24 protein-coding genes are annotated in these 19,472 nt (G+C 63.4%); 9 read left to right on the forward strand and 15 right to left on the reverse strand.

The annotated features are described in order from the left end of the window. Position 1: 1 nt before the first annotated feature. From ccmI to ccmA, 9 genes are all read right to left on the reverse strand, one after another. Positions 2–1,186: a c-type cytochrome biogenesis protein CcmI gene (gene ccmI / locus AC07SI_RS15035; RefSeq protein ID WP_495005985.1), complete on the reverse strand. Its 1,185-nt coding sequence runs from the start codon at positions 1,184–1,186 to the stop codon at positions 2–4. Then, entirely contained in the window at positions 1,179–1,652 is a 474-nt protein-coding gene (locus AC07SI_RS15040; protein WP_495005986.1) for a cytochrome c-type biogenesis protein, read from the reverse strand. Before AC07SI_RS15040 ends, ccmI begins: the two co-directional genes overlap by 8 nt. Then, the gene (locus tag AC07SI_RS15045; RefSeq protein ID WP_016972113.1) at positions 1,649–2,185 is read right to left on the reverse strand and encodes a DsbE family thiol:disulfide interchange protein; all 537 of its coding nucleotides are present in this window, start codon (positions 2,183–2,185) and stop codon (positions 1,649–1,651) included. Before AC07SI_RS15045 ends, AC07SI_RS15040 begins: the two co-directional genes overlap by 4 nt. Next, entirely contained in the window at positions 2,182–4,170 is a 1,989-nt protein-coding gene (locus AC07SI_RS15050; RefSeq protein ID WP_495005987.1) for a heme lyase CcmF/NrfE family subunit, read from the reverse strand. Before AC07SI_RS15050 ends, AC07SI_RS15045 begins: the two co-directional genes overlap by 4 nt. A 3-nt stretch (positions 4,171–4,173) precedes the next feature. After that, the gene (gene ccmE / locus AC07SI_RS15055) at positions 4,174–4,629 is read right to left on the reverse strand and encodes a cytochrome c maturation protein CcmE (RefSeq protein WP_065901643.1); all 456 of its coding nucleotides are present in this window, start codon (positions 4,627–4,629) and stop codon (positions 4,174–4,176) included. Beyond that, positions 4,626–4,802 (reverse strand): heme exporter protein CcmD, encoded by a 177-nt coding sequence (gene ccmD, locus AC07SI_RS15060; RefSeq protein ID WP_003172771.1) that lies wholly within the window; start codon positions 4,800–4,802, stop codon positions 4,626–4,628. Before ccmD ends, ccmE begins: the two co-directional genes overlap by 4 nt. After that, complete coding sequence (locus AC07SI_RS15065; RefSeq protein WP_106804719.1) at positions 4,799–5,554, reverse strand: heme ABC transporter permease; 756 nt, start codon at positions 5,552–5,554, stop codon at positions 4,799–4,801. Before AC07SI_RS15065 ends, ccmD begins: the two co-directional genes overlap by 4 nt. Before the next feature lie 86 nt (positions 5,555–5,640). Beyond that, the gene (ccmB, locus tag AC07SI_RS15070; RefSeq protein ID WP_017734375.1) at positions 5,641–6,309 is read right to left on the reverse strand and encodes a heme exporter protein CcmB; all 669 of its coding nucleotides are present in this window, start codon (positions 6,307–6,309) and stop codon (positions 5,641–5,643) included. After that, positions 6,306–6,941, reverse strand: a complete 636-nt coding sequence (ccmA, locus tag AC07SI_RS15075) for a cytochrome c biogenesis heme-transporting ATPase CcmA (RefSeq protein ID WP_315412330.1) — start codon at positions 6,939–6,941, stop codon at positions 6,306–6,308. Before ccmA ends, ccmB begins: the two co-directional genes overlap by 4 nt. A gap of 200 nt (positions 6,942–7,141) precedes the next feature. Between ccmA and fliK the strand changes: the two genes are divergently transcribed. Next, positions 7,142–8,719 carry a flagellar hook-length control protein FliK gene (gene fliK, locus AC07SI_RS15080; RefSeq protein ID WP_495005988.1) on the forward strand — a complete coding sequence of 526 codons (1,578 nt, stop codon included), beginning with the start codon at positions 7,142–7,144 and terminating at the stop codon, positions 8,717–8,719. Next, the gene (locus AC07SI_RS15085) at positions 8,716–9,045 is read left to right on the forward strand and encodes an EscU/YscU/HrcU family type III secretion system export apparatus switch protein (RefSeq protein ID WP_495005989.1); all 330 of its coding nucleotides are present in this window, start codon (positions 8,716–8,718) and stop codon (positions 9,043–9,045) included. Before fliK ends, AC07SI_RS15085 begins: the two co-directional genes overlap by 4 nt. A 30-nt stretch (positions 9,046–9,075) precedes the next feature. Here the strand turns inward: AC07SI_RS15085 and AC07SI_RS15090 are convergent, their stop codons facing one another. Then, positions 9,076–10,302, reverse strand: a complete 1,227-nt coding sequence (locus tag AC07SI_RS15090) for a molybdopterin molybdotransferase MoeA (RefSeq protein ID WP_495005990.1) — start codon at positions 10,300–10,302, stop codon at positions 9,076–9,078. Further along, positions 10,286–10,825 carry a molybdenum cofactor biosynthesis protein B gene (moaB, locus tag AC07SI_RS15095; protein ID WP_065901653.1) on the reverse strand — a complete coding sequence of 180 codons (540 nt, stop codon included), beginning with the start codon at positions 10,823–10,825 and terminating at the stop codon, positions 10,286–10,288. Before moaB ends, AC07SI_RS15090 begins: the two co-directional genes overlap by 17 nt. Before the next feature lie 76 nt (positions 10,826–10,901). Here moaB and mobA point away from each other — a divergent pair, with 76 nt between their 5' ends. Continuing rightward, a complete protein-coding gene (mobA, locus tag AC07SI_RS15100; protein WP_495005991.1) occupies positions 10,902–11,504 on the forward strand; it encodes a molybdenum cofactor guanylyltransferase MobA in 603 nt (200 codons plus the stop codon). A gap of 80 nt (positions 11,505–11,584) precedes the next feature. Beyond that, on the forward strand, positions 11,585–11,806 hold the full coding sequence (locus tag AC07SI_RS15105; RefSeq protein ID WP_065901933.1) for a YgdI/YgdR family lipoprotein: 222 nt from the start codon (positions 11,585–11,587) through the stop codon (positions 11,804–11,806). A gap of 57 nt (positions 11,807–11,863) precedes the next feature. Here AC07SI_RS15105 and AC07SI_RS15110 read toward each other — a convergent pair whose 3' ends face one another. From AC07SI_RS15110 to AC07SI_RS15120, 3 genes are all read right to left on the reverse strand, one after another. Continuing rightward, positions 11,864–12,754 carry a pseudouridine synthase gene (locus AC07SI_RS15110; RefSeq protein WP_495005992.1) on the reverse strand — a complete coding sequence of 297 codons (891 nt, stop codon included), beginning with the start codon at positions 12,752–12,754 and terminating at the stop codon, positions 11,864–11,866. Between the two features lie 71 nt (positions 12,755–12,825). After that, complete coding sequence (locus AC07SI_RS15115; RefSeq protein WP_065901657.1) at positions 12,826–13,161, reverse strand: transcriptional regulator; 336 nt, start codon at positions 13,159–13,161, stop codon at positions 12,826–12,828. A 74-nt stretch (positions 13,162–13,235) separates the two neighbouring features. Then, a complete protein-coding gene (locus AC07SI_RS15120; protein WP_065901659.1) occupies positions 13,236–13,472 on the reverse strand; it encodes a glutaredoxin family protein in 237 nt (78 codons plus the stop codon). Between the two features lie 360 nt (positions 13,473–13,832). On the opposite strand from AC07SI_RS15120, the gene AC07SI_RS15125 reads away from it, so the two are divergent. Then, a complete protein-coding gene (locus AC07SI_RS15125; RefSeq protein ID WP_495005993.1) occupies positions 13,833–15,569 on the forward strand; it encodes a cation:proton antiporter in 1,737 nt (578 codons plus the stop codon). Here the strand turns inward: AC07SI_RS15125 and AC07SI_RS15130 are convergent. Beyond that, positions 15,556–16,764 (reverse strand): ammonium transporter, encoded by a 1,209-nt coding sequence (locus AC07SI_RS15130; RefSeq protein ID WP_495005994.1) that lies wholly within the window; start codon positions 16,762–16,764, stop codon positions 15,556–15,558. The genes AC07SI_RS15125 and AC07SI_RS15130 overlap by 14 nt on opposite strands. Before the next feature lie 347 nt (positions 16,765–17,111). Here AC07SI_RS15130 and AC07SI_RS15135 point away from each other — a divergent pair, with 347 nt between their 5' ends. From AC07SI_RS15135 to AC07SI_RS15150, 4 genes are all read left to right on the forward strand, one after another. Continuing rightward, positions 17,112–17,426 (forward strand): ElaB/YgaM/YqjD family protein, encoded by a 315-nt coding sequence (locus AC07SI_RS15135; RefSeq protein ID WP_065901661.1) that lies wholly within the window; start codon positions 17,112–17,114, stop codon positions 17,424–17,426. Between the two features lie 3 nt (positions 17,427–17,429). Continuing rightward, positions 17,430–17,813, forward strand: coding sequence for a phage holin family protein (locus AC07SI_RS15140; protein WP_065901663.1), 384 nt, complete (start codon positions 17,430–17,432; stop codon positions 17,811–17,813). Next, on the forward strand, positions 17,810–18,148 hold the full coding sequence (locus AC07SI_RS15145) for a hypothetical protein (RefSeq protein ID WP_065901665.1): 339 nt from the start codon (positions 17,810–17,812) through the stop codon (positions 18,146–18,148). The genes AC07SI_RS15140 and AC07SI_RS15145 overlap by 4 nt, the downstream gene beginning before the upstream one ends. A gap of 92 nt (positions 18,149–18,240) precedes the next feature. Next, positions 18,241–19,404 carry an EAL domain-containing protein gene (locus AC07SI_RS15150; protein ID WP_106804726.1) on the forward strand — a complete coding sequence of 388 codons (1,164 nt, stop codon included), beginning with the start codon at positions 18,241–18,243 and terminating at the stop codon, positions 19,402–19,404. Positions 19,405–19,472: the final 68 nt, after the last annotated feature.

A 19,472-nucleotide genomic window follows, 5' to 3' on the forward strand; every position in this document is an offset into this window, starting at 1 on the left:
TTTACTGGTCCGGACTGTCGATGGTCAGCTGCTGCAGGGCAGTGGTGGTGCTGGCCAAGGGTTGGCTGCGGCCGATCCACTCGCCAGCGGTTGGAAGACCTGCCCGGGATATGCGCGCAACCAGTTGGACTTCGGGGAAGTTGGACAGTTTCAACTGCGGCATCATCGCGTCCGCATCGCCCAGTTCGACGGTGATCGGCAGGTCGGCGACGGTGACGCGCTTGGCGGCCAACGGCGCCGGCGGGCCACTGACGGCGCGAGCAAAAATGAACACGGTGTCGGTTGGCAGGGCTTTGGCTTTCACCTCGGCCGCCAGGTCCACGCGGACTTTCATCCCGGTTTTCTGCGCGACGGCACCGCCGCTTTCCTTGAGTTTCTCCGCTGCCCGATCAATACCGCCTTGCAACGCCGCACGGGAATTGTCTTGCGGTGGCAGTTGCGCCAACAGACGATTCCAGTAGTCGATTGCCTCTTGATAACGCTGGCCTTCAAAGGCCGCGATCCCGAGCAGGCCAAGGCTGGTGACTTCCTTCGGGTCGAGCTTCAAGGCTTCGTCCGTCAGCGCCTGGACCTTGGGCGACCACTGTTTGTTGTCGGCGAAGTACTGCGCCTGGGCCCACTGGCCGAGCAGTTCCGGCTGGCGCCCGGCCAAGGCCACGGTGCGCTCGAAGACCTTCGCGGCATCGGCGGCGCGATCCTGGGCCATGTACGCGCGACCGAGGAAGTACAGGCCTTCCGGCGAGTCCGGCTGGGCAGCGGCGGCACGTTCCAGGCGGCGGGTCATGTCTTCCATGGACACCGGCGGCTGGGAGAATTCGCGGGTCAGCTCGACCTTGTCGCTGGCGCCATAATGCAGGTACAGCGCAACGCCGAGGACAGGCACCAAAAATGCCGCCAACAATGGCAGTGGCTTGCCCAGGCGCGATTCACGCGGTTTTTCCACGCCTTCGGTGTCGGCCAGCAACTCGCGGGCGGCTTCGGCGCGGCCGGTGTCGAGTTGCGCGGCGTTGAGCACGCCTTCGTCCTGCTGCACCTGCAGCTCGGCGACGCGTTCCTGGTACAGCGCCACGTTCAGCGCGGTGCGATCCTCTTCACGTTGGGCGCGGCGGCCGCGCAGTACCGGAATCAACAGAAAACTCAGGGCAATCAGAAGCAGCAAGCCGGCTGCGAGCCAGAAATCAATCATCAGTCTTGGTGTCCAGCAATTGGTCGAGACGTTTACGCTCTTCAGGGGACAGCGCATCGGAGCCATCGGTCGGCGCAGCGCGGCGGCGGCGCACGATCACGGCCATCACCACCACGCCAGCCAGCAGCAGCCCGGCGGGGCCGAACCACAGCAACGCGGTCTTGCCGGTAAGGGCCGGTTTGTAGCGCACGAAATCACCGTAGCGGTCGACCATGAAGTCGATGATCTGCTGGTTGTCCTTGCCCTCCCCCAGCATGCGGAAGATCTCCTTGCGCAAGTCGGCGGCGATCGGTGCGTTGGAGTCGGCGATGTCCTGGTTCTGGCACTTGGGGCAGCGCAGTTCCTTGGTCAGCTCGCGAAAACGTTCGCGGTCACCTTCCTTGGCGAATTCGTAAGTATCGATGGCCGCGTGGGCCACGCCGGCCAAGCCCAGCGCCAGGACGGCAGCCGCTAACAGGCGCTTCATGGCTTGGCCTCATCGACCAGCGCCTGGTACTTGGCGGCGAGTTGTTCACGCCAGACCACCTCGTCGATCACGCCGACGTACTTGTCGCGGATCACGCCCTTGGCATCGATGAAAAAGGTTTCCGGAGCGCCGTACACGCCAAGGTTCAAACCGAGGTTGCCGTCTTCATCGCGGATATCCAGCTGGTACGGGTTGTGAAACTCCGCCAGCCACTTCAAGGCCGCCGCATTGTCGTCCTTGTAGTTGATGCCGTAGATCACCACGCCTTTCTCGGCCAGCTTGTTCAGCACCGGGTGTTCGACACGGCACGAGATGCACCAGGTGCCCCACACGTTGACCAGCGCCGGTTTGCCCAGCAGGTCAGCCTGGGTCAGGGTCTTGTCGCCCTGCACCGTCGGCAGGCTGAAGGCCGGGAACTGTTTGCCGATCATCGCCGAGGGCAGCTCGGCCGGGTCCAGGTACAAGCCGCGATACAGGAACACGGCCACCACCAGGAAGGCCGCCAGCGGTAAAACCATCAACCAACGCTTCATGCCGCCGCTCCCTGCAGACCGAGGGCTTCACGCACCCGGCTCTTGACCTTGACCCGATAACGCCGATCCAACGCGGCCAGCAACCCACCAAAACCGGTGAGCAAACCGCCGAACCAGATCCAGCGCACAAATGGTTTCACGTGCACTCGCACCGCCCAGGCGCCATCACCCAGCGGTTCACCCAACGCCACGTAGAGATCGCGGGTGAAACCGGCGTCGATACCGGCTTCGGTCATCATCGAACTCTGCACGGTGTACAGGCGTTTTTCCGGGTGCAGCACCGCCACTTCCTTGCCGTTGCGCACGACGCGCACCGTGCCTTTGTCCGACGTGAAGTTCGGCCCTTCGAAGTGCTTGGCGCCTTCGAAGATGAAGTGGTAACCGGCCAGGTCCATGGACTCGCCCGGCGCCAGGCGCAGGTCGCGCTCGGCGCTGTTCTGGCTGGACAGCACCACGCCGAGCGCGCACACGGCGATGCCGATGTGCGCGACCTGCATGCCCCAGTAGCTGCGGGTCAATGTCGGCAAGCCTTTGATCAAGCCTTTGTGGCGGGTCTTGTCGACGATGTCGCGCACACCGGCGAGCAATACCCAGGCGGCGAGCAGGAAGGTCGCAAGTACCGCCCAGTTGAAGTCGCCGTAGGCAATACCGGCGATCACTGCCAGGGCCACACTGCCGAGCAGCACCGGCATCAGCATGCCCGCCAGCCATTTCACCGGAGTGTCTTTCCAGCGCACCAGCACGCCGACGGCCATCACCACCATCAACAGGCCCATCAACGGAATGAACAACGCGTTGAAGTACGGCGGGCCCACGGACAACTTGGCACCGCTCAACGCATCCAGCACCAGCGGATACAAGGTGCCGAGCAGGATCATCGACGCGGCCACCACCAGTACGAGGTTATTGCCCAGCAACAGGGTTTCGCGCGACCACAGGTTGAAGCCGACCTGGCTCTTGACCACCGGGGCACGCAACGCAAACAGCGTCAGCGAGCCGCCGACCACGAACAGCAGGAAGATCAGGATGAACACGCCGCGCTCAGGGTCGGACGCAAACGCGTGCACCGACGTCAGCACGCCCGAACGCACGAGGAAAGTGCCAAGCAGACTGAGGGAAAATGCCGCGATGGCCAGCAGTACGGTCCAGCTCTTGAACACGCCGCGTTTTTCGGTGACGGCCAGCGAGTGAATCAGCGCGGTGCCGACCAGCCATGGCATGAACGAGGCGTTTTCCACCGGGTCCCAGAACCACCAGCCGCCCCAGCCGAGTTCGTAGTAGGCCCACCATGAGCCCAAGGTGATGCCAATCCCGAGGAAGGCCCAGGCGACGATGGTCCACGGCCGCGACCAGCGCGCCCAGGCGGCATCGAGGCGCCCACCGAGCAAGGCGGCGATGGCGAACGCGAAGGCCACCGAAAACCCCACGTACCCCATGTAGAGCATCGGCGGGTGCACGATCAGGCCAATGTCCTGCAGCAATGGGTTGAGGTCATGCCCGTCCACCGGGATCTGCGGCAGGATGCGGCTGAACGGGTTGGACGTCATGATCAGGAACAGCAGGAAGCCGATGCTGATCATGCCCATCACCGCCAGCACGCGCGCCAGCATGACTTGTGGCAGTTGGCGCGAGAACACCGACACCGCGAAGGTCCAGCCGCCGAGGATCAAAGCCCACAACAGCAACGAGCCTTCGTGGGCACCCCACACGGCGCTGAACTTGTAGTACCAAGGCAGCGCGCTGTTGGAGTTGTTCGCCACATAGGCGACGGAAAAGTCGTCGGTCATGAACGCATAGGTCAGGCAACCGAACGCGAACAGCAAAAAGGCAAACTGCCCCCAGGCCGCCGGTTGCGCCAGGCTCATCCACAGGCGGTCGCCGCGCCAGGCGCCGAGCAACGGCACCACGGCCTGGACGATGGCAAAGCACAGGGCGAGGATCATCGCCAGTTGGCCCAGCTCCGGAATAAACAGTGCGGACGTCATCACTTAGCCCTCCTTGGCGGGGGTTGGCGCGGGTTGACCGCTGTCCTTGAGGGCCTTGGTGACCTCGGGCGGCATGTATTTCTCATCGTGCTTGGCCAGCACTTCATCGGCCACCACCACGCCCTCGGCGTTGAGCTTGCCCAGGGCGACGATGCCCTGGCCTTCGCGGAACAGGTCCGGGAGGATGCCGCGGTAGGTGATGGTCACGGCCTTGTTGAAGTCGGTGACCACGAAGGTCACGTCGAGGGAATCTCCGGAACGCTTGAGCGAGCCCTTCTCGACCATGCCGCCGGCGCGAATGCGCGTGTCCACCGGCGCTTCGCCATTGGCGATCTGGGTCGGGGTATAGAACAGGTTGATGTTCTGCTGCAGGGCGCTCAGGGCCAGGGTCACGGCAATGCCGACGCCGGCCAGGATGGCAAGGATGATCAACAGACGCTTTCTACGCAGCGGATTCACTTTTCGGTCTCCCGGCGCAGACGACGCGCCTCTTGTTGCAGGTAACGCTTGCGGGCCAGGATCGGCGCGGCGACGTTGAGGGCCAGCACCGCCAGGCAGATGCCATAGGCCGTCCAGACATACAGGCCGTGATGGCCCATGGCGAGAAAATCACTGAACGATGCAAAGCTCATCCACGCGCTCCCAGGCTGGTTTGCACTTCGGCCTTGACCCAACTGGTGCGGGCTTCACGCTTGAGCACTTCAAGGCGCATGCGCAGCAACAGCACGGCGCCGAAGAAACAGTAGAACCCCAGCACCATCAGCAGCAGCGGCGCCCACATCTCCACCGGCATGGCCGGTTTTTCGGTGAGGGTGAAGGTGGCGCCCTGGTGCAGGGTGTTCCACCACTCCACCGAGTACTTGATGATCGGGATGTTGATCACGCCGACAATCGCCAGGACCGCGCAGGCCTTGGCGGCACTGTCACGATTGCTGATCGCGTTGCCCAGGGCAATCAGACCGAAGTACAGGAACAGCAGGATCAACATCGACGTTAGTCGTGCATCCCACACCCACCACGAGCCCCAGGTGGGTTTGCCCCAGATCGCGCCGGTCACCAGCGCCACGGCGGTCATCCACGCGCCGATGGGCGCAGCGCATTGCAGGGCCACATCCGCAAGTTTCATCTTCCACACCAGGCCGACGACGCCGCACACGGCCAGCATCACGTAGCAGGACTGGGCGAGCATCGCGGCGGGCACGTGGATATAAATGATGCGAAAGCTGTTGCCTTGCTGGTAGTCCGGCGGCGCGAAGGCCAGGCCCCAGACCAGGCCGATGCCGATCAGCAATACGGCGAAGACGCTCAACCACGGCAGCAGCTTGCCGCTGATGCCGTAGAACCATTTGGGCGAGCCGAGCTTGTGAAACCAGGTCCAGTTCATTGCTGTTTCCATCACGGTGGCCTCCCGTCATTGCGGGAGGCTCAGGGTCTTTACTGGCCACGGTTAAAACGCTTGGCCAGACCTCATTATTCGCCGACGCTGATCTTCAGGCCAGCCGCTATAGCAAAGGGTGTCAGGGTTACCGCCAGGGCGGTCAGGCTGCCAAGCCACAGGAGGTAACCGGTCGCCGGCATGCCCATGAGCGCGGCCTGCAAGGCGCCGCTACCGAGGATCAACACCGGGATGTACAAAGGCAGAATCAACAGGGCGAGCAACAGGCCACCCCGTTTCAAACCGACGGTCAACGCTGCACCCACGGCCCCCAACAGGCTGAGTACCGGCGTGCCGAGCAACAGGCTCAGGAGCAGGATCGGCAGGCACTCGGTGGGCAACCCGAGCATCATCGCCAGCAGCGGCGAGAGCAAGACTAGCGCCAAGCCGGAAAAAGCCCAGTGTGCCAGTACCTTCGCCAGTACCAGAAGTGGCAAGGGGTGCGACGAAAGGACCCACTGTTCGAGGGAGCCGTCTTCGAAATCACTGCGAAACAGCCCGTCCAGCGAGAGCAGGACCGACAATAGCGCTGCCACCCACACCAGTCCCGGGGACAAGGTTTGCAACAGTTTAGTCTCGGGGCCGACCGCCAGCGGGAACAAGGCGATCACGATGGCAAAGAACACCAGCGGGTTGGCCAACTCCGCCGGGCGACGGCACAACAGCCGCGCTTCGCGGGCGACCAACAGGGCAAACACGCTCATGCCGACCACCGGCCCAGGTCCAGGTCGCGGTAACCGGCGGGCATGCGCGTGAGGTTATGGTGGGTGGTGAGTACGACCAGGCCGCCCTGCTCGCAATGTCGCGCCAGGTGCTCTTCCAACTGGGCGACGCCTTGTTTGTCGAGGGCGGTGAAGGGCTCGTCGAGAATCCACAGCGGCGGGCCGGGCAGATACAGGCGCGCCAGGGCCACGCGGCGCTGCTGGCCGGCGGACAGGGTGTGACAGGGAACGTCTTCAAAGCCCTTGAGGCCGACAGCGGCCAGGGCCTGCCAGATGGCGTTGCGCGCGGCCGGATGATGCAGGGCGCTGAGCCAGCTGAGGTTTTCTTCAGGCGTCAGCACATCCTTGATGCCGGCGGCGTGGCCGATCCAGACAAGGTTGCGGGCAAGCTCGGTGCGTTGTTCATTGAGGGGTTTGCCGTTGAGGCGTACAACGCCGGCCGTCGGCTGCATCAACCCGGCCAGCAGGCGCAGCAGACTGGTCTTGCCGCTGCCGTTGGGGCCGCTGATCTGCACCATGTCGCCGCCCGTCAGCCGCAGTTCGAGGTGTTCGAACAACAGGCGCAGGTCGCGTTCACAGGCAAGCGCTACGGCTTCAAGAAGAGGGCTGGTCAAGAGATCGCGGGCCTTTACGGTTCAAGTCGGCGGTGCAGCGGCCGTTAAAGAGAAATGCACAATAACGGCTTTGGCGACCGATTTTAGAGAGCTGGATCAAATAGTTGTGAGGTTTTTACCGCTCTCTTTGCAGACGGGCGGCATTATACATGTGATGCCCTACTCTAAAGAGGGCAATTTCCCCAGAGACGACGCGCGCGATGACCGGTGAGATCAACCTTCCTACGCTAGCACCTGCTCCGGCAACCGGGCCTGCCCTGGCGCCCGCGACCGGTGAGTTGCTGAAACTGCTGGAGCCGCAGATCGGCCTGATCGACCCCGGGAAAACCGCGAATGCCGAGGTCATCGCCCTGAAACAAGGCGGTGAAGCCTTTCAGCTGTTGCTCAAGTTGACCCTCGAGGGTGGCCGCCAGACCCTGGTCCAGGCGAGCAGCGCGCAGCCCTTGCCGCTGGGCAGTAACGTGGCCGTCAGCCAGACGCCCGCCGGCAACCTCACGCTCAGCCTGCAGCAGGCCTTGAGCGCGAACGTTGCCGCGCTGACGCGCATCGACACCACGCAAATGCCGGTGGGCACGCTGTTGCAAGCCAAGGTGCTGACCACCCAGATGTTGCCCCAGGGCCCCACGCAACCGGCCATCTACCGTTCGCTGGTGACCGTGCTCAATAACGCCCTGGTCGGTGCTACCCTGACCGTGGAAAGCCCGCAACCCTTGCGCGTGGGCAGCTTGCTCAGCGCCGTGGTGCAGAACGCACAGACCTTGAATTTTGTGCCGTTGAGCGGGCTCAAGGATCAATTGGCGGTGACCCAGCAACTCGCCACCCAGCAAAGTCGCCAGGGCTCGCTGGATGCGGTCTTCACTGCGCTCCAGAACCTGCCACGTGGCGACAGCACCTCCGCTGACCTGCGTGCCGCAGCCGAGCGGTTACTGGCTGCCTTGCCGGACCTGGCGCAGGTCAGCAATCCCAAGGTGCTGGCCCAGGTGATTCAGAACAGCGGCGCCTTCCTCGAAGCCAAGCTGCTCGCCGGGCAAAACCCGCAGATCCCGCCGCTGGACATGAAGGGCGCCCTGCTGCGCCTGGTCGCGGACCTGCTGCCCGCCCTCCCCGCCAGCACCAATATGAATGCCATCCTCGCCGCCAATACGTTGGCCCAGGTGTTGCCGAACTTCGTGCGCAGCCCGTTGAACACCCTCGGCCAGGTCAGCGCCCGGCAGACACCCGCAGGCTTCCCGCTGCCCGAGCGGCTGATGGCCAAACTGGAAGGCGAAGGCGACCTGGAAAACCTTCTGCGCCTCGCCGCCGGGGCGATCTCGCGGTTGCAGAGCCACCAGTTGTCGAGCCTGGAACAGACCGGCACCACCGCCGATGGCCGCCTGCAAACCACCTGGCAACTGGAAATCCCGATGCGCACCTTGCAGGACATCGTGCCGCTGCAGGTCAAGTTCCAGCGCGAAGAGCCGGCGCCGGACAAGGACCAGCCCGAGCGCAAAGACAAGAAAGATCCCAAGCAGATGCTCTGGCGCGTCGAGCTGGCCTTCGATATGGAGCCATTGGGGCCGTTGCAGGTGCAGGCGCAATTGACCCAGGGCAAGCTGTCCAGCCAGTTATGGGCAACCCGGCCGTTTACCGCCAGCCTGATCGAAAGCCACTTGGGCAACCTGCGCGAGCGCCTGGTGACGTCGGGCCTCAACGTCGGCGACCTCGACTGCCACCTCGGCACCCCGCCGCGCGGGCCGAAAACCGGACTGGAACAACGCTGGGTGGATGAGACCGCATGAAAAACCCGACACCACCGCGTCAGGCGATTGCCCTCAAATACGATGGCCAACAAGCCCCGACCCTGACCGCCAAGGGCGACGACGCCCTCGCCGAGGCGATCCTGAAGTTGGCGCGGGAAAACGAAGTCCCGGTCTATGAAAACGCCGAGCTGGTGAAGCTGCTGGCGAGGATGGAATTGGGCGACAGCATTCCCGAGGAGTTGTACCGCACCATTGCCGAAATCATCGCGTTCGCCTGGACCTTGAAGGGCAAGTTCCCCGCAGGCTATGACCCCAACGCCCAGCCGGCGGAACGCGATGTGACCGCACGTGGCGAAGACTACTAACGACTCACTCCCCCACACAGCTCTCTATTGTCAGTTCAGGACTTCACTCAGCGGGATGAAATTGACGCTGTCGCCCACCTCCAGCGTGGTGCCTTCCCGCACTTCCACAAAGCCTTCCGCCCAGGCCGCGCTGCGCAGCACGCCGGAGCTCTGGTTGCGGTAGATGATCGCCTTGCCCTGCTCGATGCGCCCGCGCAAATACTCGCGGCGGTTGCCCGGCTTGGGCCAGGTGAAGCCCACCGGCACTTCGAAACGCAGCGGTTCCACGTCTTGCACGCCCTGGCGGCGCAACAGGTAAGGCCGCGCCAACAGGGCGAAGGTCACCAGGGTCGACGCCGGATTGCCAGGCAGGCCGATCACCGGCACGCCACGGAAGTGCCCGAAGGTCAGCGGCTTGCCCGGCTTGATCGCGAGCTTCCACAAGGCCAGCTCGCCCTCTTCGCGCAGGGCGATGCCGAGGAAGTCGGCCTCGCCCACCGATACGCCGCCGGTGGACAGGATCAGGTCAACCGCGCCCAGGCTCGCCAGGCAGGTGCGAGTCTGCTCCAGGTCATCCGGCAGGATGCCGGCATCGATCACTTCACAGCCCATGCGCTCAAGCCAACTGCACAGCACACGGCGGTTGCTGTTGTAGATCTGCCCAGGCCCCAACGGCAAGCCGGGCTCGATCAGCTCATCACCGGTGGACAGCACGGCCACGCGCACGCGGCGGATCACGTCAAGACGAGCGCGCCCCAGCGAAGCGGCGAGACCCAACTCGATCGGGCCCAGGCGCGTGCCGGCGCTCAAGACCAATTCGCCGACGGTGGTTTCCTGACCTTGGGGGCGGATGTTCTGGTCGACCTGCAAGGGCTCGGTAAAGCTCACGCGCTCATCGGCGTGGACCACCGCATTTTCCTGCATCTCCACGCAGTCCGCGCCTGGCGGCACCGGTGCGCCGGTGAAGATGCGCGCGCAGGTGCCAGCAGCCAGGGGCTGCGGCGCGTTGCCGGCGAAGATGCGTTGGCTGACCACCAACGGCTCGCCGGTCCAGTCCGCCAGGCGCAAGGCGTAGCCGTCCATGGCACTGTTGGGCCACGGCGGCAGGTCGAGGGTGGAGATCAGATCCTGCGCCAGGACGCGGCCATCGCACTCGGCAAGGAGCAGCGATTCCTGCTCACGAATCGGCGCCGCGGCGGCCATGTCGAGCAATTGCTGGAGCGCGTCTTCCACCGGCATCAGGGCGCCGGTCTTGCCAGGCTTACCCACGGGATTCACAGGGTTCAGCCTGTTTGAGGTGCGGTACGAAGTTGCACGGGCGATGGCGGTTATCCAGCTGTTCGGCGAGGATGCCGTCCCAACCGGTGCGCACAGCGTTGGTGGAACCCGGCAGGCAGCACACCAGCGTGCCGTTGGCCAGGCCGGCCAAGGCACGGGATTGCACGGTGGAGGTGCCGATATCGGCCACGGAAATCTGGCGGAACAATTCGCCGAAGCCGTCGACCTGCTTGTCCAAGAGGCAACTGACGGCTTCCGGGGTGCTGTCGCGGCCGGTAAAACCGGTGCCGCCGGTGATCAGCACCACTTGCACCACATCTTCAGCGATCCAGTGCGCGACCTGGGCGCGGATTTTGTACAGGTCGTCCTTGAGCAGCACGCGCTCGGCCAAGGCGTGGCCGGCGGCGGTCAGGCGGTCGACGAACACCTGGCCCGAGGTGTCGGTGTCCAGGGTGCGGGTGTCGCTGACGGTCAATACAGCGATATTCAGGGGTACGAAGGGCGCATCAGCCTTGGCTTTCATGGCTCGGTCCGGTTGTCGAAGGAACAGCCCGATGTTATATCACAGGGCCCTCTTTACCTGCCGCAGCGGAACCGCCATGTCTCTCGATTCTTCGCCCCTGCCCTGCTCGATCCTGTTACTGGCCGGTGGCCGTGGCCAACGCATGGGTGGCCAGGACAAAGGCCTGCTGGCGTGGCGCGGCGAACCGTTGATTGCACATTTGCAACGCCTGACCCGGCCATTGACCGATGACTTGATCATCTCCTGCAACCGCAATCAGGACCGCTACGCCCACTACGCCGACCACCTGGTGAGCGACGACAGCCCGGACTTCCCCGGCCCGCTCGCCGGCATCCGCGCAGGGCTGGCAGCCGCGCGCCATACACACCTGTTGATATTGCCGTGTGACGTGCCAAACCTCGACGCGCAATTGCTGAGCGCCCTGCGTGACACCGCGCAACGCCAACCGCAGGTGCCCGTGATGGTGCGTCATGGTGAATTCTGGGAACCCTTGATCTGCATCATCCCCACCCACCTGCGAACCGAGGTAGAACAGGCGTGGCACGCCGGTGAGCGCAGCCCGCGCAAGATCTTCCTGCAACTGGGGGGCGTGGGCCTGGAATGCCCGGCGGATGATCCACGCTTGGCCAACCTGAATACGCCAGAGCTGTTGCACCCAAGGACTGACGTGTCAGAATGAACTTTCGCACAAGGAACTTTGGCGGCGTCTCACACGTCACAAGGTCAGCATTTAAAAAGTATTCTCTCGGAGACACACTCATGACTCAACGGACCATCGCCGCTCTCATGCTTGCACTGGGCCTCGCCACTCTCGCCGGTTGCGCCTCGCCAACAGTGATCACCCTGAATGACGGTCGCGAAATCCAGGCCGTCGACACCCCTAAATTCGACAAGGCTTCGGGCTTCTACGAGTTCGAGCAGTTGGACGGCAAACAGACCCGTATCAACAAGGACCAGGTCCGTACCGTTAAAGACCTGTAAGCCTCAAACGCTTGCCCACAAGGCCCGCCTCGCGCGGGCCTTGTCGTTTCCGGGGGGTTACCAGTCGAGGGTGATGCGGCTGTTGAAGTGGCGTGCTTCGCCGGTGACCGGGTCAATGAAGCGCACGCCCTGGGCCAGTAGCTTCAACGGGTTGGCGTAGTCGTCCACGGCATCCTTGATCACCTCGGGGTAGAACGGGTCGTTGCAGATACTCGCGCCCAGCGCGGTCATGTGCACGCGCAACTGGTGCTTCTTGCCGGTCACCGGGAACAGACCGTAGCGCCATAGATCGGCATTTTTCTCACGCACTTCCACGGCCGTTTCAGTGTTGCTGGCGCCGACGCCTTCCTGCATGCGAAAGAACGGTTCGCCCTCCACCAGGCGGCTTTTGTGCACCAGGGGGAACGTCAACGCGGGCAGTGCCGGGGCGATGGCCTCGTAGAATTTATCGATACGTCGCGTGGGAAAGAGCTGCTGATAAGCCGAGCGGCTGGCCGGATTGGCCGAGAACAGCACCAGCCCCGCTGTATGCCGGTCGATGCGATGCAGCGGCACCAGCGCGGGGTTGTCGAGGCGGCGAATCAAGCGGCGCAGCAGCGTTTGCTCGACGTACTCACCGGCCGGGGTCACCGGCAGGAAATGCGGTTTATCGGCGACCACCAGGTGTTCGTCGGCGTACAGGATGGTTTCCTGCACCGGGATGACCTTTTCGTTCGGCACTTCGCGAAAGTAATAGATGCACAGGCCTTCCTTGTAGGCCAGGTCCAGGCGGATCGGGCTGCCGTTGATGTCCAGCACGCGGCCACGGGCGATGCGGTCCAGCCAGTGTTCGCGGCTGATGGCCGGGAAGTGTTCGCACAGGCAATCCAGCACCGTCGCCCAGGGGCCCGGTGGCAGGTACAAGGTGCTGGCTTGATGCTGGGAGGCGGAGAAACCGGTAGAGGACATGAAATGCTCGAAGCCTGGAAAAACACGCGGGCATTATCCCGCATGCAGCGGGATTGAGCCTAGGGCGGATCTCAGGCCTTGACCAACTCGGCACGCAGGATCGGCGAAGCACTCGCGGCCTCGGTGAACTCCTTGAGCCAGCGCAGCACGTCCACCGCTTCCCAGCGGCCCGGATCATACAGCGCGTACAGCAAGCCCTGGTAACCCACCACGTCCAGCTGCTTGTGGTAACCGGCGCGCTGGAACAGGGCCTCGATCTCGGCGAAGCAGGTATTGAAATGCACTTTGTTAAACGGCGTCTTGCCTTCCGTGACCAGGCCGTCCAGGCGCAGCTCGTTCACCGCGTTGCGCACGACGTCGGCGGACATGCGATTGACGCTGCTTTTCAATTGTTCAACATTCACCACGGGCGTTCCCTCTATTCAATCGCTGTACAAACATACAGTAACGCAATATTTGGAAACCTGCCATCGCAGAAACCTCAACGAAGGAAGGCCACGACCTGTTGTGTGTCGAATGGCCAATCCAGTTCCGCCCCGGTGTCGACCCGGCGAAGCACCGGAATTCGCAGGCCGTAGGCCTCGGTCAGGTCGACCGGGTCGGTGATATCCACCAACTCCACCAGCAGTCCGTGTTCGACGAGCGGCATGATTTCGGCTTCGGCGAACTCACACAGGTGACAACCCAGGGTGCCGAACAATTGGCATTCAGGCAGCATGACGAATAGACCCTGTCAGAAGTAGGTGATCATTCTAAGCGCACCCAATACCTGTGGCGAGCGGGCTTGCCCCGCGTTGGGCTGCGCAGCAGCCCCGAAACGGATCGCCCCAGTTGTGTCTGGATGAGTGTGGTGGCCTTAGTGGGGCCGCTGCGCGCCCCAACGCGGGGCAAGCCCGCTCACCACAGGAAGCCAGATCACCAACAATAAGCCCGCTCTCCACACTAAGCCCACTCGCCACAACAGCCCTCGCTTGCCACTTGAAATCCAATCGCCCACAGAAATACCTGACCCAGGTCAGCATGACCTATAACTGATTCAGCGATTCTCGCGGCTTTTTGCCCGCCACCTGCAACGGAGATGCGTGTGTTTGCCAACCTGCTGATCATTCTGGCCTCATCCCTGGTGGTGATTGCGCTGTTTCGCCGCCTGCAATTGCCGCCGGTGCTGGGCTACCTGTGTGTGGGCCTGGCCGTGGGGCCCACTGCGCTGGATTGGGTCAACGACAGCGAAGAGCTGCCCGACCTCGCCGAATTGGGGGTGGTGTTCCTGCTGTTTTCCCTGGGCCTGGAATTTTCCCTGACCAAGATGCTCGCCCTGCGCCGCGTGGTGTTTGGCCTGGGCAGCTTGCAGGTGCTGGGCTGCGGGGCGCTGCTGGGTGGTTTGTTGATGGTCCTGGGGGTGGCGCCGGGCATTGCGCTGTTGCTCGGTGCCGGGCTGGCGTTGTCGTCCACCGCTATCGTCAGCAAGGAACTGACCAGCCTCGGGGAAATCTTCAGCAGCCACGGCCAGAACGCGATTGGTGTGCTGCTGTTCCAGGACGTGGTGGCGGTGTTGCTGCTGACCCTGGTGCCGGTGTTTGCCGGCAGCAGCGAGCAAGCCTGGTACTGGGCGCTGCCGCTGACCCTGGGCAAGACCGTGGTGCTGTTCGTCGGCCTGCTGTTTGCCAGCCGCTGGCTCTTGCCGCGCCTGTTTCATGAGGTGGCCGCATCCCATTCGGCCGAGCTGTTTGTGCTGCTGGCACTGGTGATCGTGCTGCTCACCGCCTGGCTCACGCACCTGTTGGGGCTGTCCCCGGCCCTCGGTGCGTTTCTCGCCGGGATGCTGCTGGGCGAAAGCCATTACCGCCATCAGATCGAAGCGGATATCCGCCCGTTCCGCGACATTTTGCTCGGGCTTTTTTTTGTCAGCATCGGCATGCTGATCGACCTGCAACTGTTCGTCAGCCATAGCCTGCTGATCCTCGGTTTCACCCTTACACTCATGCTGGTCAAGGCGTGCGTGGTCGCCGCCCTGGTCAAGTGGCGCGGCAGTGACGGTGAAACCGCGTGGCGCAGCGGCCTGGCCCTGGCCCAGGGCGGCGAGTTCTGTTTTGCATTGATGGCGCAGATGCAGCAGAGCCGGTTGATCCCGGATGAATTCAACGGCCTGCTGCTCGCCGCCACGTTCTGCTCGATGCTGCTTACCCCGCTGCTGTTGCGCGCCGCGCCGGCCCTCGCGCTGCGCCTGCACCGCAAGCCCAACCAGCAAGTGCAACTGGAGGCGATCACCGCCCTCAACGCCCAATTGCGCGGGCACGCAGTGATCTGTGGCTATGGCCGGGTCGGGCAATCCATCGGGCGGTTCCTGCGGCACGAACAGCAAGCCTTTATCGCGCTGGATGACGACCCGGAACGCGTACAGGAAGCGGCCACCGAAGACAGCAGCGTGCACTATGGCGACTGTCGGCGTGGCGCCTTGCTCAGCGCCGTCGGCCTGGAGCGCGCACGCCTGGTGGTGATTGCGGTGGACAACAGCGATGTGGCCCTGGTGGTGCTCACAGAGGCAAGGCGGATCAACCCCGACGTGCCGATCCTGGTGCGCACCCGCGATGACAGCCAGTTGGCCGAATTGAAAGCCGCGGGCGCCAGCGAGGTGGTGCCCGAGCTATTGGAGTCGAGCCTGATGCTCGCCTCCCACGCCCTGGTGATGCTCGGCTTGCCCGACCAACAGGTACAGGCACGGGTCGACGAGGTCCGGCACAATCGCTATCGCCTGCTGCACGGGTTTTACTCGCAGGCGCCCAGCGACGACGCGGCGCCGATCAATCCTGACTGACCGCGCCGATCTTGTGGATCGACAGGTCGGCGCCGTAATACTCCTCTTCCTGGCTCAGGCGCAGCCCGTGCAGGCGCTTGATCACGCCGTACACCAACAGGCCGCCGCCCAGCGCGACCACGACGCCGAGGGCGGTGCCGATAAACTGGCTGATCAGGCTCACGCCGCCCAGCCCACCCAGTGCGGTCTGCCCGAAAATGCCACAGGCAATGCCGCCCCACACGCCGCACAGGCCGTGCAACGGCCACACACCCAACACGTCATCGATCTTCCAGCGGTCCTGGGCCGCGATGAAGCACCACACAAACAGGCCACCGGCGACGACACCGGTGACGAGCGCGCCCACCGGGTGCATCAGGTCGGAGCCAGCACAGATCGCCACCAACCCGGCCAGCGGGCCGTTGTGCAGGAAGCCTGGGTCATTGCGACCGATCACCAGCGCGGCCACGGTGCCGCCGACCATGGCCATCAGCGAGTTGACCGCCACCAGCCCACTGACGCCATTGAGGGTTTGCGCGCTCATCACGTTGAAGCCGAACCAGCCGACGATCAGGATCCAGGAGCCCAATGCCAGGAACGGAATGCTCGACGGTGCAAACGCCACCAGCCGCCCGTCACGATAACGGCCGTTGCGCGGGCCCAGCAGCAACACCGCCGCCAGCGCCAGCCAGCCGCCCATGGCGTGTACCACCACGGATCCGGCGAAGTCATGGAAGCTGGCGCCGAAAGTCGCAAGCAGCCAGGCCTGCAAGCCGAAATTGCCGTTCCAGACCATGCCTTCGAAAAACGGGTAGATGAACGCGACGATCAGCGCGGTGGCGCACAGTTGCGGAACAAACCGTGCACGTTCAGCGATGCCACCGGAGATGATCGCCGGGATCGCCGCGGCGAAGGTCAGCAGGAAGAAGAACTTCACCAGGCCATAGCCGTGGTCGGCACTGATTACCGCCGCCGGTTGCATGAAGCTCACACCGTAGGAGATCCAATAGCCTATAAAGAAATAGGCCAGGGTCGAGATGGCGAAGTCGCTGAGGATCTTCGACAAGGCGTTGACCTGGTTCTTCTGGCGCACGGTGCCGACTTCCAGGAACGCGAAGCCGGCGTGCATGGCCAGGACCATGACCGCACCGATCAGGATGAACAGGGTGTTGGAACTGTGGACAAGGGTATCCACCGCGCTTTGCAAATTTTCCATGGAGGTGGGCAGGCCTGCATTAAAGGCAAAAAGCACCAAAGCGGTTCAAGCCAGGGTTTCGCGCACTAAATTGGCACCACCGGTCCCACCCCTCTTCAGAGGGCATGAACCGCTTTAGCGCAGCGATTAACACAACAGGCCGTTGCCGACAGGGTTTTTCCGCGGGTTTGAGTGATTTAGGGTAAGGTTTTTCAAGGCATTGGCCTCAGGCCGCCCAGATTCAGCGCAGGCCCCGGGGCGTGCGCACCAAGGCAAAGCAAAAGCTGTACCACACAATTGAACTGAACCTTCACCGATGCCGGTGACTCGAAAACACACGTAACGATCAGCCAATCACGGAGATAACCATGGCCAGAAGAACTGCAAAGACTGCTCAAGAAATACTGATGGCGGATTTCCAAACCCTGGTCAGTGACACCGAACGGTTGCTGGACGACACCAAGGTCCTGGCCGGCGACCAGGCCGATGAGCTGCGCAGCAAGATCCACGAAAGCCTGCTCAAGGCCCGTGAAACCCTGCAACTGACCGAAGAGTCCCTGCGCGAACGCGGCCAGGCGGCGGTCACGGCCACCGAGGATTACGTCCAGGCCAACCCATGGCAGTCCGTCGGTATCGCTGCCGGTGTGGGCTTCTTGATCGGTCTGCTGGCTACAAGGCGCTAAATCATGTCTATCGGCGAAAGCAGCTCGTCCACGGGCACAACCTCTCGACGTCTGGGCGCGGCCGTGCTGGGCTTGCTGCACAGCCATGTCGAACTGTTTGGTATCGAATTGCAGGAGCAGAAGGCGCGCACTGTCAGCCTGCTGCTGTTTGCCGGCCTGGCGCTGGTGTTTGCCCTGCTGTTGCTGGTGGGGCTGTCGACATTGGTGATGATCCTCGTGTGGGACACCGGTTACCGCCTCACCGGGATCATCTGCCTGTGCGTCTTCTACAGCCTGGCCGCCGCCTTCTGCGGGGTGCGCTTGAAAGCGGCAGTGTTCGATGAGTCCACGCCCTTCCACGCCACCCTCGAAGAGTTGGCCAATGATCGGGAGCGCCTGCTGCCATGAGCTCGAATGAAATCCAGCAAACCTCGCGCCGGGAAATGCGCAAGGCGTTGATTCGCCTGCGCATGGAGATGCACCGCCAGGAGATCCGCCATGAGTCCCAGCAACTGATGGTGCCTCTGAACAAGGTGCGCAACATGGGCCAGAGCTTCCAGGGCGGGTTGGGCATCAAGCACGCGCCGCTGTGGGGCGTGGCCGCCGTCACGCTGATGGGCTTCTTTACCGGCAAAGGCGCCAAGGGCGGCGGGATCAGCAGCCTGACGCGCCTGGTGCGCCTCGGTGCCGGCCTGATCCCGCTGATCAAATTGGCCATGCAGGGCAGTTCGCGCAAAAGCTGAGCCAGCTGGCTGCATTCTTGCTAACAGAAACGGCCCGGTCCTCGTTTTCGAGGGCCGGGCCTTTTTTTCGGCAACGCATCTAAGGAGGCCCCGTGATCGACGGGCAACCGCTCGCCTGCTTCCAACCGTTCATCGACACCGCCACGGGCCGTATCGCCGGCGTCGAAGCCCTCGGCCGCCTGCGCCAGGCGGATGGGCGCCTGCAGTCCGTCGGCCCGCTGTTCGCCGATCCGCGCACGCCGGGTGTGGGCTTGCGCCGCCTCGACCGGCAGATTCGCGACAATGCGCTGAGCCGTTTGCATGAGGCCCCCGAAGACTGGTTCCTGAGCCTGAACATCTCGCCGCGCTGGATCAACCGCCTGCGCCCGGGCCAGGCCCTGCCGAGCCTGAGGCAGATCCACCAGCATGGCGTCGACCCACGGCGCATCGTGTTCGAGATCACTGAGCTGGGTGGCGATATCCAGCGCCTGGCCCAGGTGGTGGCGCGCTATCGCGAGGCGGGCGCGCGCATCGCCATCGACGACTTTGGTGCCGGCTATTCCCAGCTCGACCGGGTGCTGGCGTTGCAGCCGGATATTCTCAAGCTCGACATGCGTCTGTTCCAGGAAGCTGCCAAGGGTGGGCCGAGCAGTGAAGTGGTGCGCGCATTGGCGCAGATGGCGGAAAAAACCGGCTGCTGGATCATTGCCGAAGGCGTGGAAACCGAAGCCCAGTTGAATTTCGCCCTGGAGTGCGGTTCGCGCTATGTGCAGGGCTACCTGTTCGCGCAGGCGCAGTTGGACTGGTTTGCCACCGATGCCTTCGTGGCGCATTTTGCGCAGCTGCGCGCGGCGTATGTGCAACAGAAACTGGCGGAACGCGGGCGCGTCATGCAACTGCGCCAGCAATTGGCCGAGCTGATGAAGATCCTGCAGGCCTGGGCCCAGGGTCAGGCACCGCTGAGCGAGCTGCCGCAACTGCCGGACTTTCCCTGGCTGTTGCGTTTTTATCAGTGCGACCGCCATGGCACCCAGCTGACACCGAACTTCGAGTGGCGCCAGGACGCCTGGCAAGCCGACAGCCGCTACCTGGGCCATAACTGGTCCTGGCGCCCGTATTTTTATCACTTGCTGGCCGAAGGCTGGGAAGAACGCCGCCTGACCTTGTCCTCGACCTACCGCGACGCCACCACCAACCAGTATTGCCTCACCGCCGGACAATTCTTCGATAACGGTCAGCGCTTGCTGTTAATCGATATCGACGCGGCCGGCTTGTAGATTTTCGCTTGCCCAGGCCTCGCTGAACCGGGAAGCTGGGAGGGACATTCACCGTACGGAGAGTACCC

This window comes from Pseudomonas sp. GW821-FHT05D12 (assembly GCF_059419825.1).

What these genes read in the sequence shown, in the direction of transcription:
- ccmB (WP_017734375.1), bottom strand. Translation starts at nt 6,309, where the DNA reads ATGAGCGTGTTTGCCCTGTTGGTCGCCCGCGAAGCGCGGCTGTTGTGC.
- moaB (WP_065901653.1), bottom strand. Translation starts at nt 10,825, where the DNA reads ATGAAAGCCAAGGCTGATGCGCCCTTCGTACCCCTGAATATCGCTGTA.
- AC07SI_RS15120 (WP_065901659.1), bottom strand. Translation starts at nt 13,472, where the DNA reads ATGCTGCCTGAATGCCAATTGTTCGGCACCCTGGGTTGTCACCTGTGT.
- AC07SI_RS15110 (WP_495005992.1), bottom strand. Translation starts at nt 12,754, where the DNA reads ATGTCCTCTACCGGTTTCTCCGCCTCCCAGCATCAAGCCAGCACCTTG.
- AC07SI_RS15130 (WP_495005994.1), bottom strand. Translation starts at nt 16,764, where the DNA reads ATGGAAAATTTGCAAAGCGCGGTGGATACCCTTGTCCACAGTTCCAAC.
- AC07SI_RS15050 (WP_495005987.1), bottom strand. Translation starts at nt 4,170, where the DNA reads ATGACGTCCGCACTGTTTATTCCGGAGCTGGGCCAACTGGCGATGATC.
- AC07SI_RS15085 (WP_495005989.1), top strand. Translation starts at nt 8,716, where the DNA reads ATGAAAAACCCGACACCACCGCGTCAGGCGATTGCCCTCAAATACGAT.
- AC07SI_RS15135 (WP_065901661.1), top strand. Translation starts at nt 17,112, where the DNA reads ATGGCCAGAAGAACTGCAAAGACTGCTCAAGAAATACTGATGGCGGAT.
- AC07SI_RS15065 (WP_106804719.1), bottom strand. Translation starts at nt 5,554, where the DNA reads ATGAACTGGACCTGGTTTCACAAGCTCGGCTCGCCCAAATGGTTCTAC.
- AC07SI_RS15040 (WP_495005986.1), bottom strand. Translation starts at nt 1,652, where the DNA reads ATGAAGCGCCTGTTAGCGGCTGCCGTCCTGGCGCTGGGCTTGGCCGGC.
- ccmI (WP_495005985.1), bottom strand. Translation starts at nt 1,186, where the DNA reads ATGATTGATTTCTGGCTCGCAGCCGGCTTGCTGCTTCTGATTGCCCTG.
- AC07SI_RS15125 (WP_495005993.1), top strand. Translation starts at nt 13,833, where the DNA reads ATGCGTGTGTTTGCCAACCTGCTGATCATTCTGGCCTCATCCCTGGTG.
- mobA (WP_495005991.1), top strand. Translation starts at nt 10,902, where the DNA reads ATGTCTCTCGATTCTTCGCCCCTGCCCTGCTCGATCCTGTTACTGGCC.
- ccmD (WP_003172771.1), bottom strand. Translation starts at nt 4,802, where the DNA reads ATGAGCTTTGCATCGTTCAGTGATTTTCTCGCCATGGGCCATCACGGC.
- fliK (WP_495005988.1), top strand. Translation starts at nt 7,142, where the DNA reads ATGACCGGTGAGATCAACCTTCCTACGCTAGCACCTGCTCCGGCAACC.
- AC07SI_RS15140 (WP_065901663.1), top strand. Translation starts at nt 17,430, where the DNA reads ATGTCTATCGGCGAAAGCAGCTCGTCCACGGGCACAACCTCTCGACGT.
- AC07SI_RS15145 (WP_065901665.1), top strand. Translation starts at nt 17,810, where the DNA reads ATGAGCTCGAATGAAATCCAGCAAACCTCGCGCCGGGAAATGCGCAAG.
- AC07SI_RS15045 (WP_016972113.1), bottom strand. Translation starts at nt 2,185, where the DNA reads ATGAAGCGTTGGTTGATGGTTTTACCGCTGGCGGCCTTCCTGGTGGTG.
- AC07SI_RS15105 (WP_065901933.1), top strand. Translation starts at nt 11,585, where the DNA reads ATGACTCAACGGACCATCGCCGCTCTCATGCTTGCACTGGGCCTCGCC.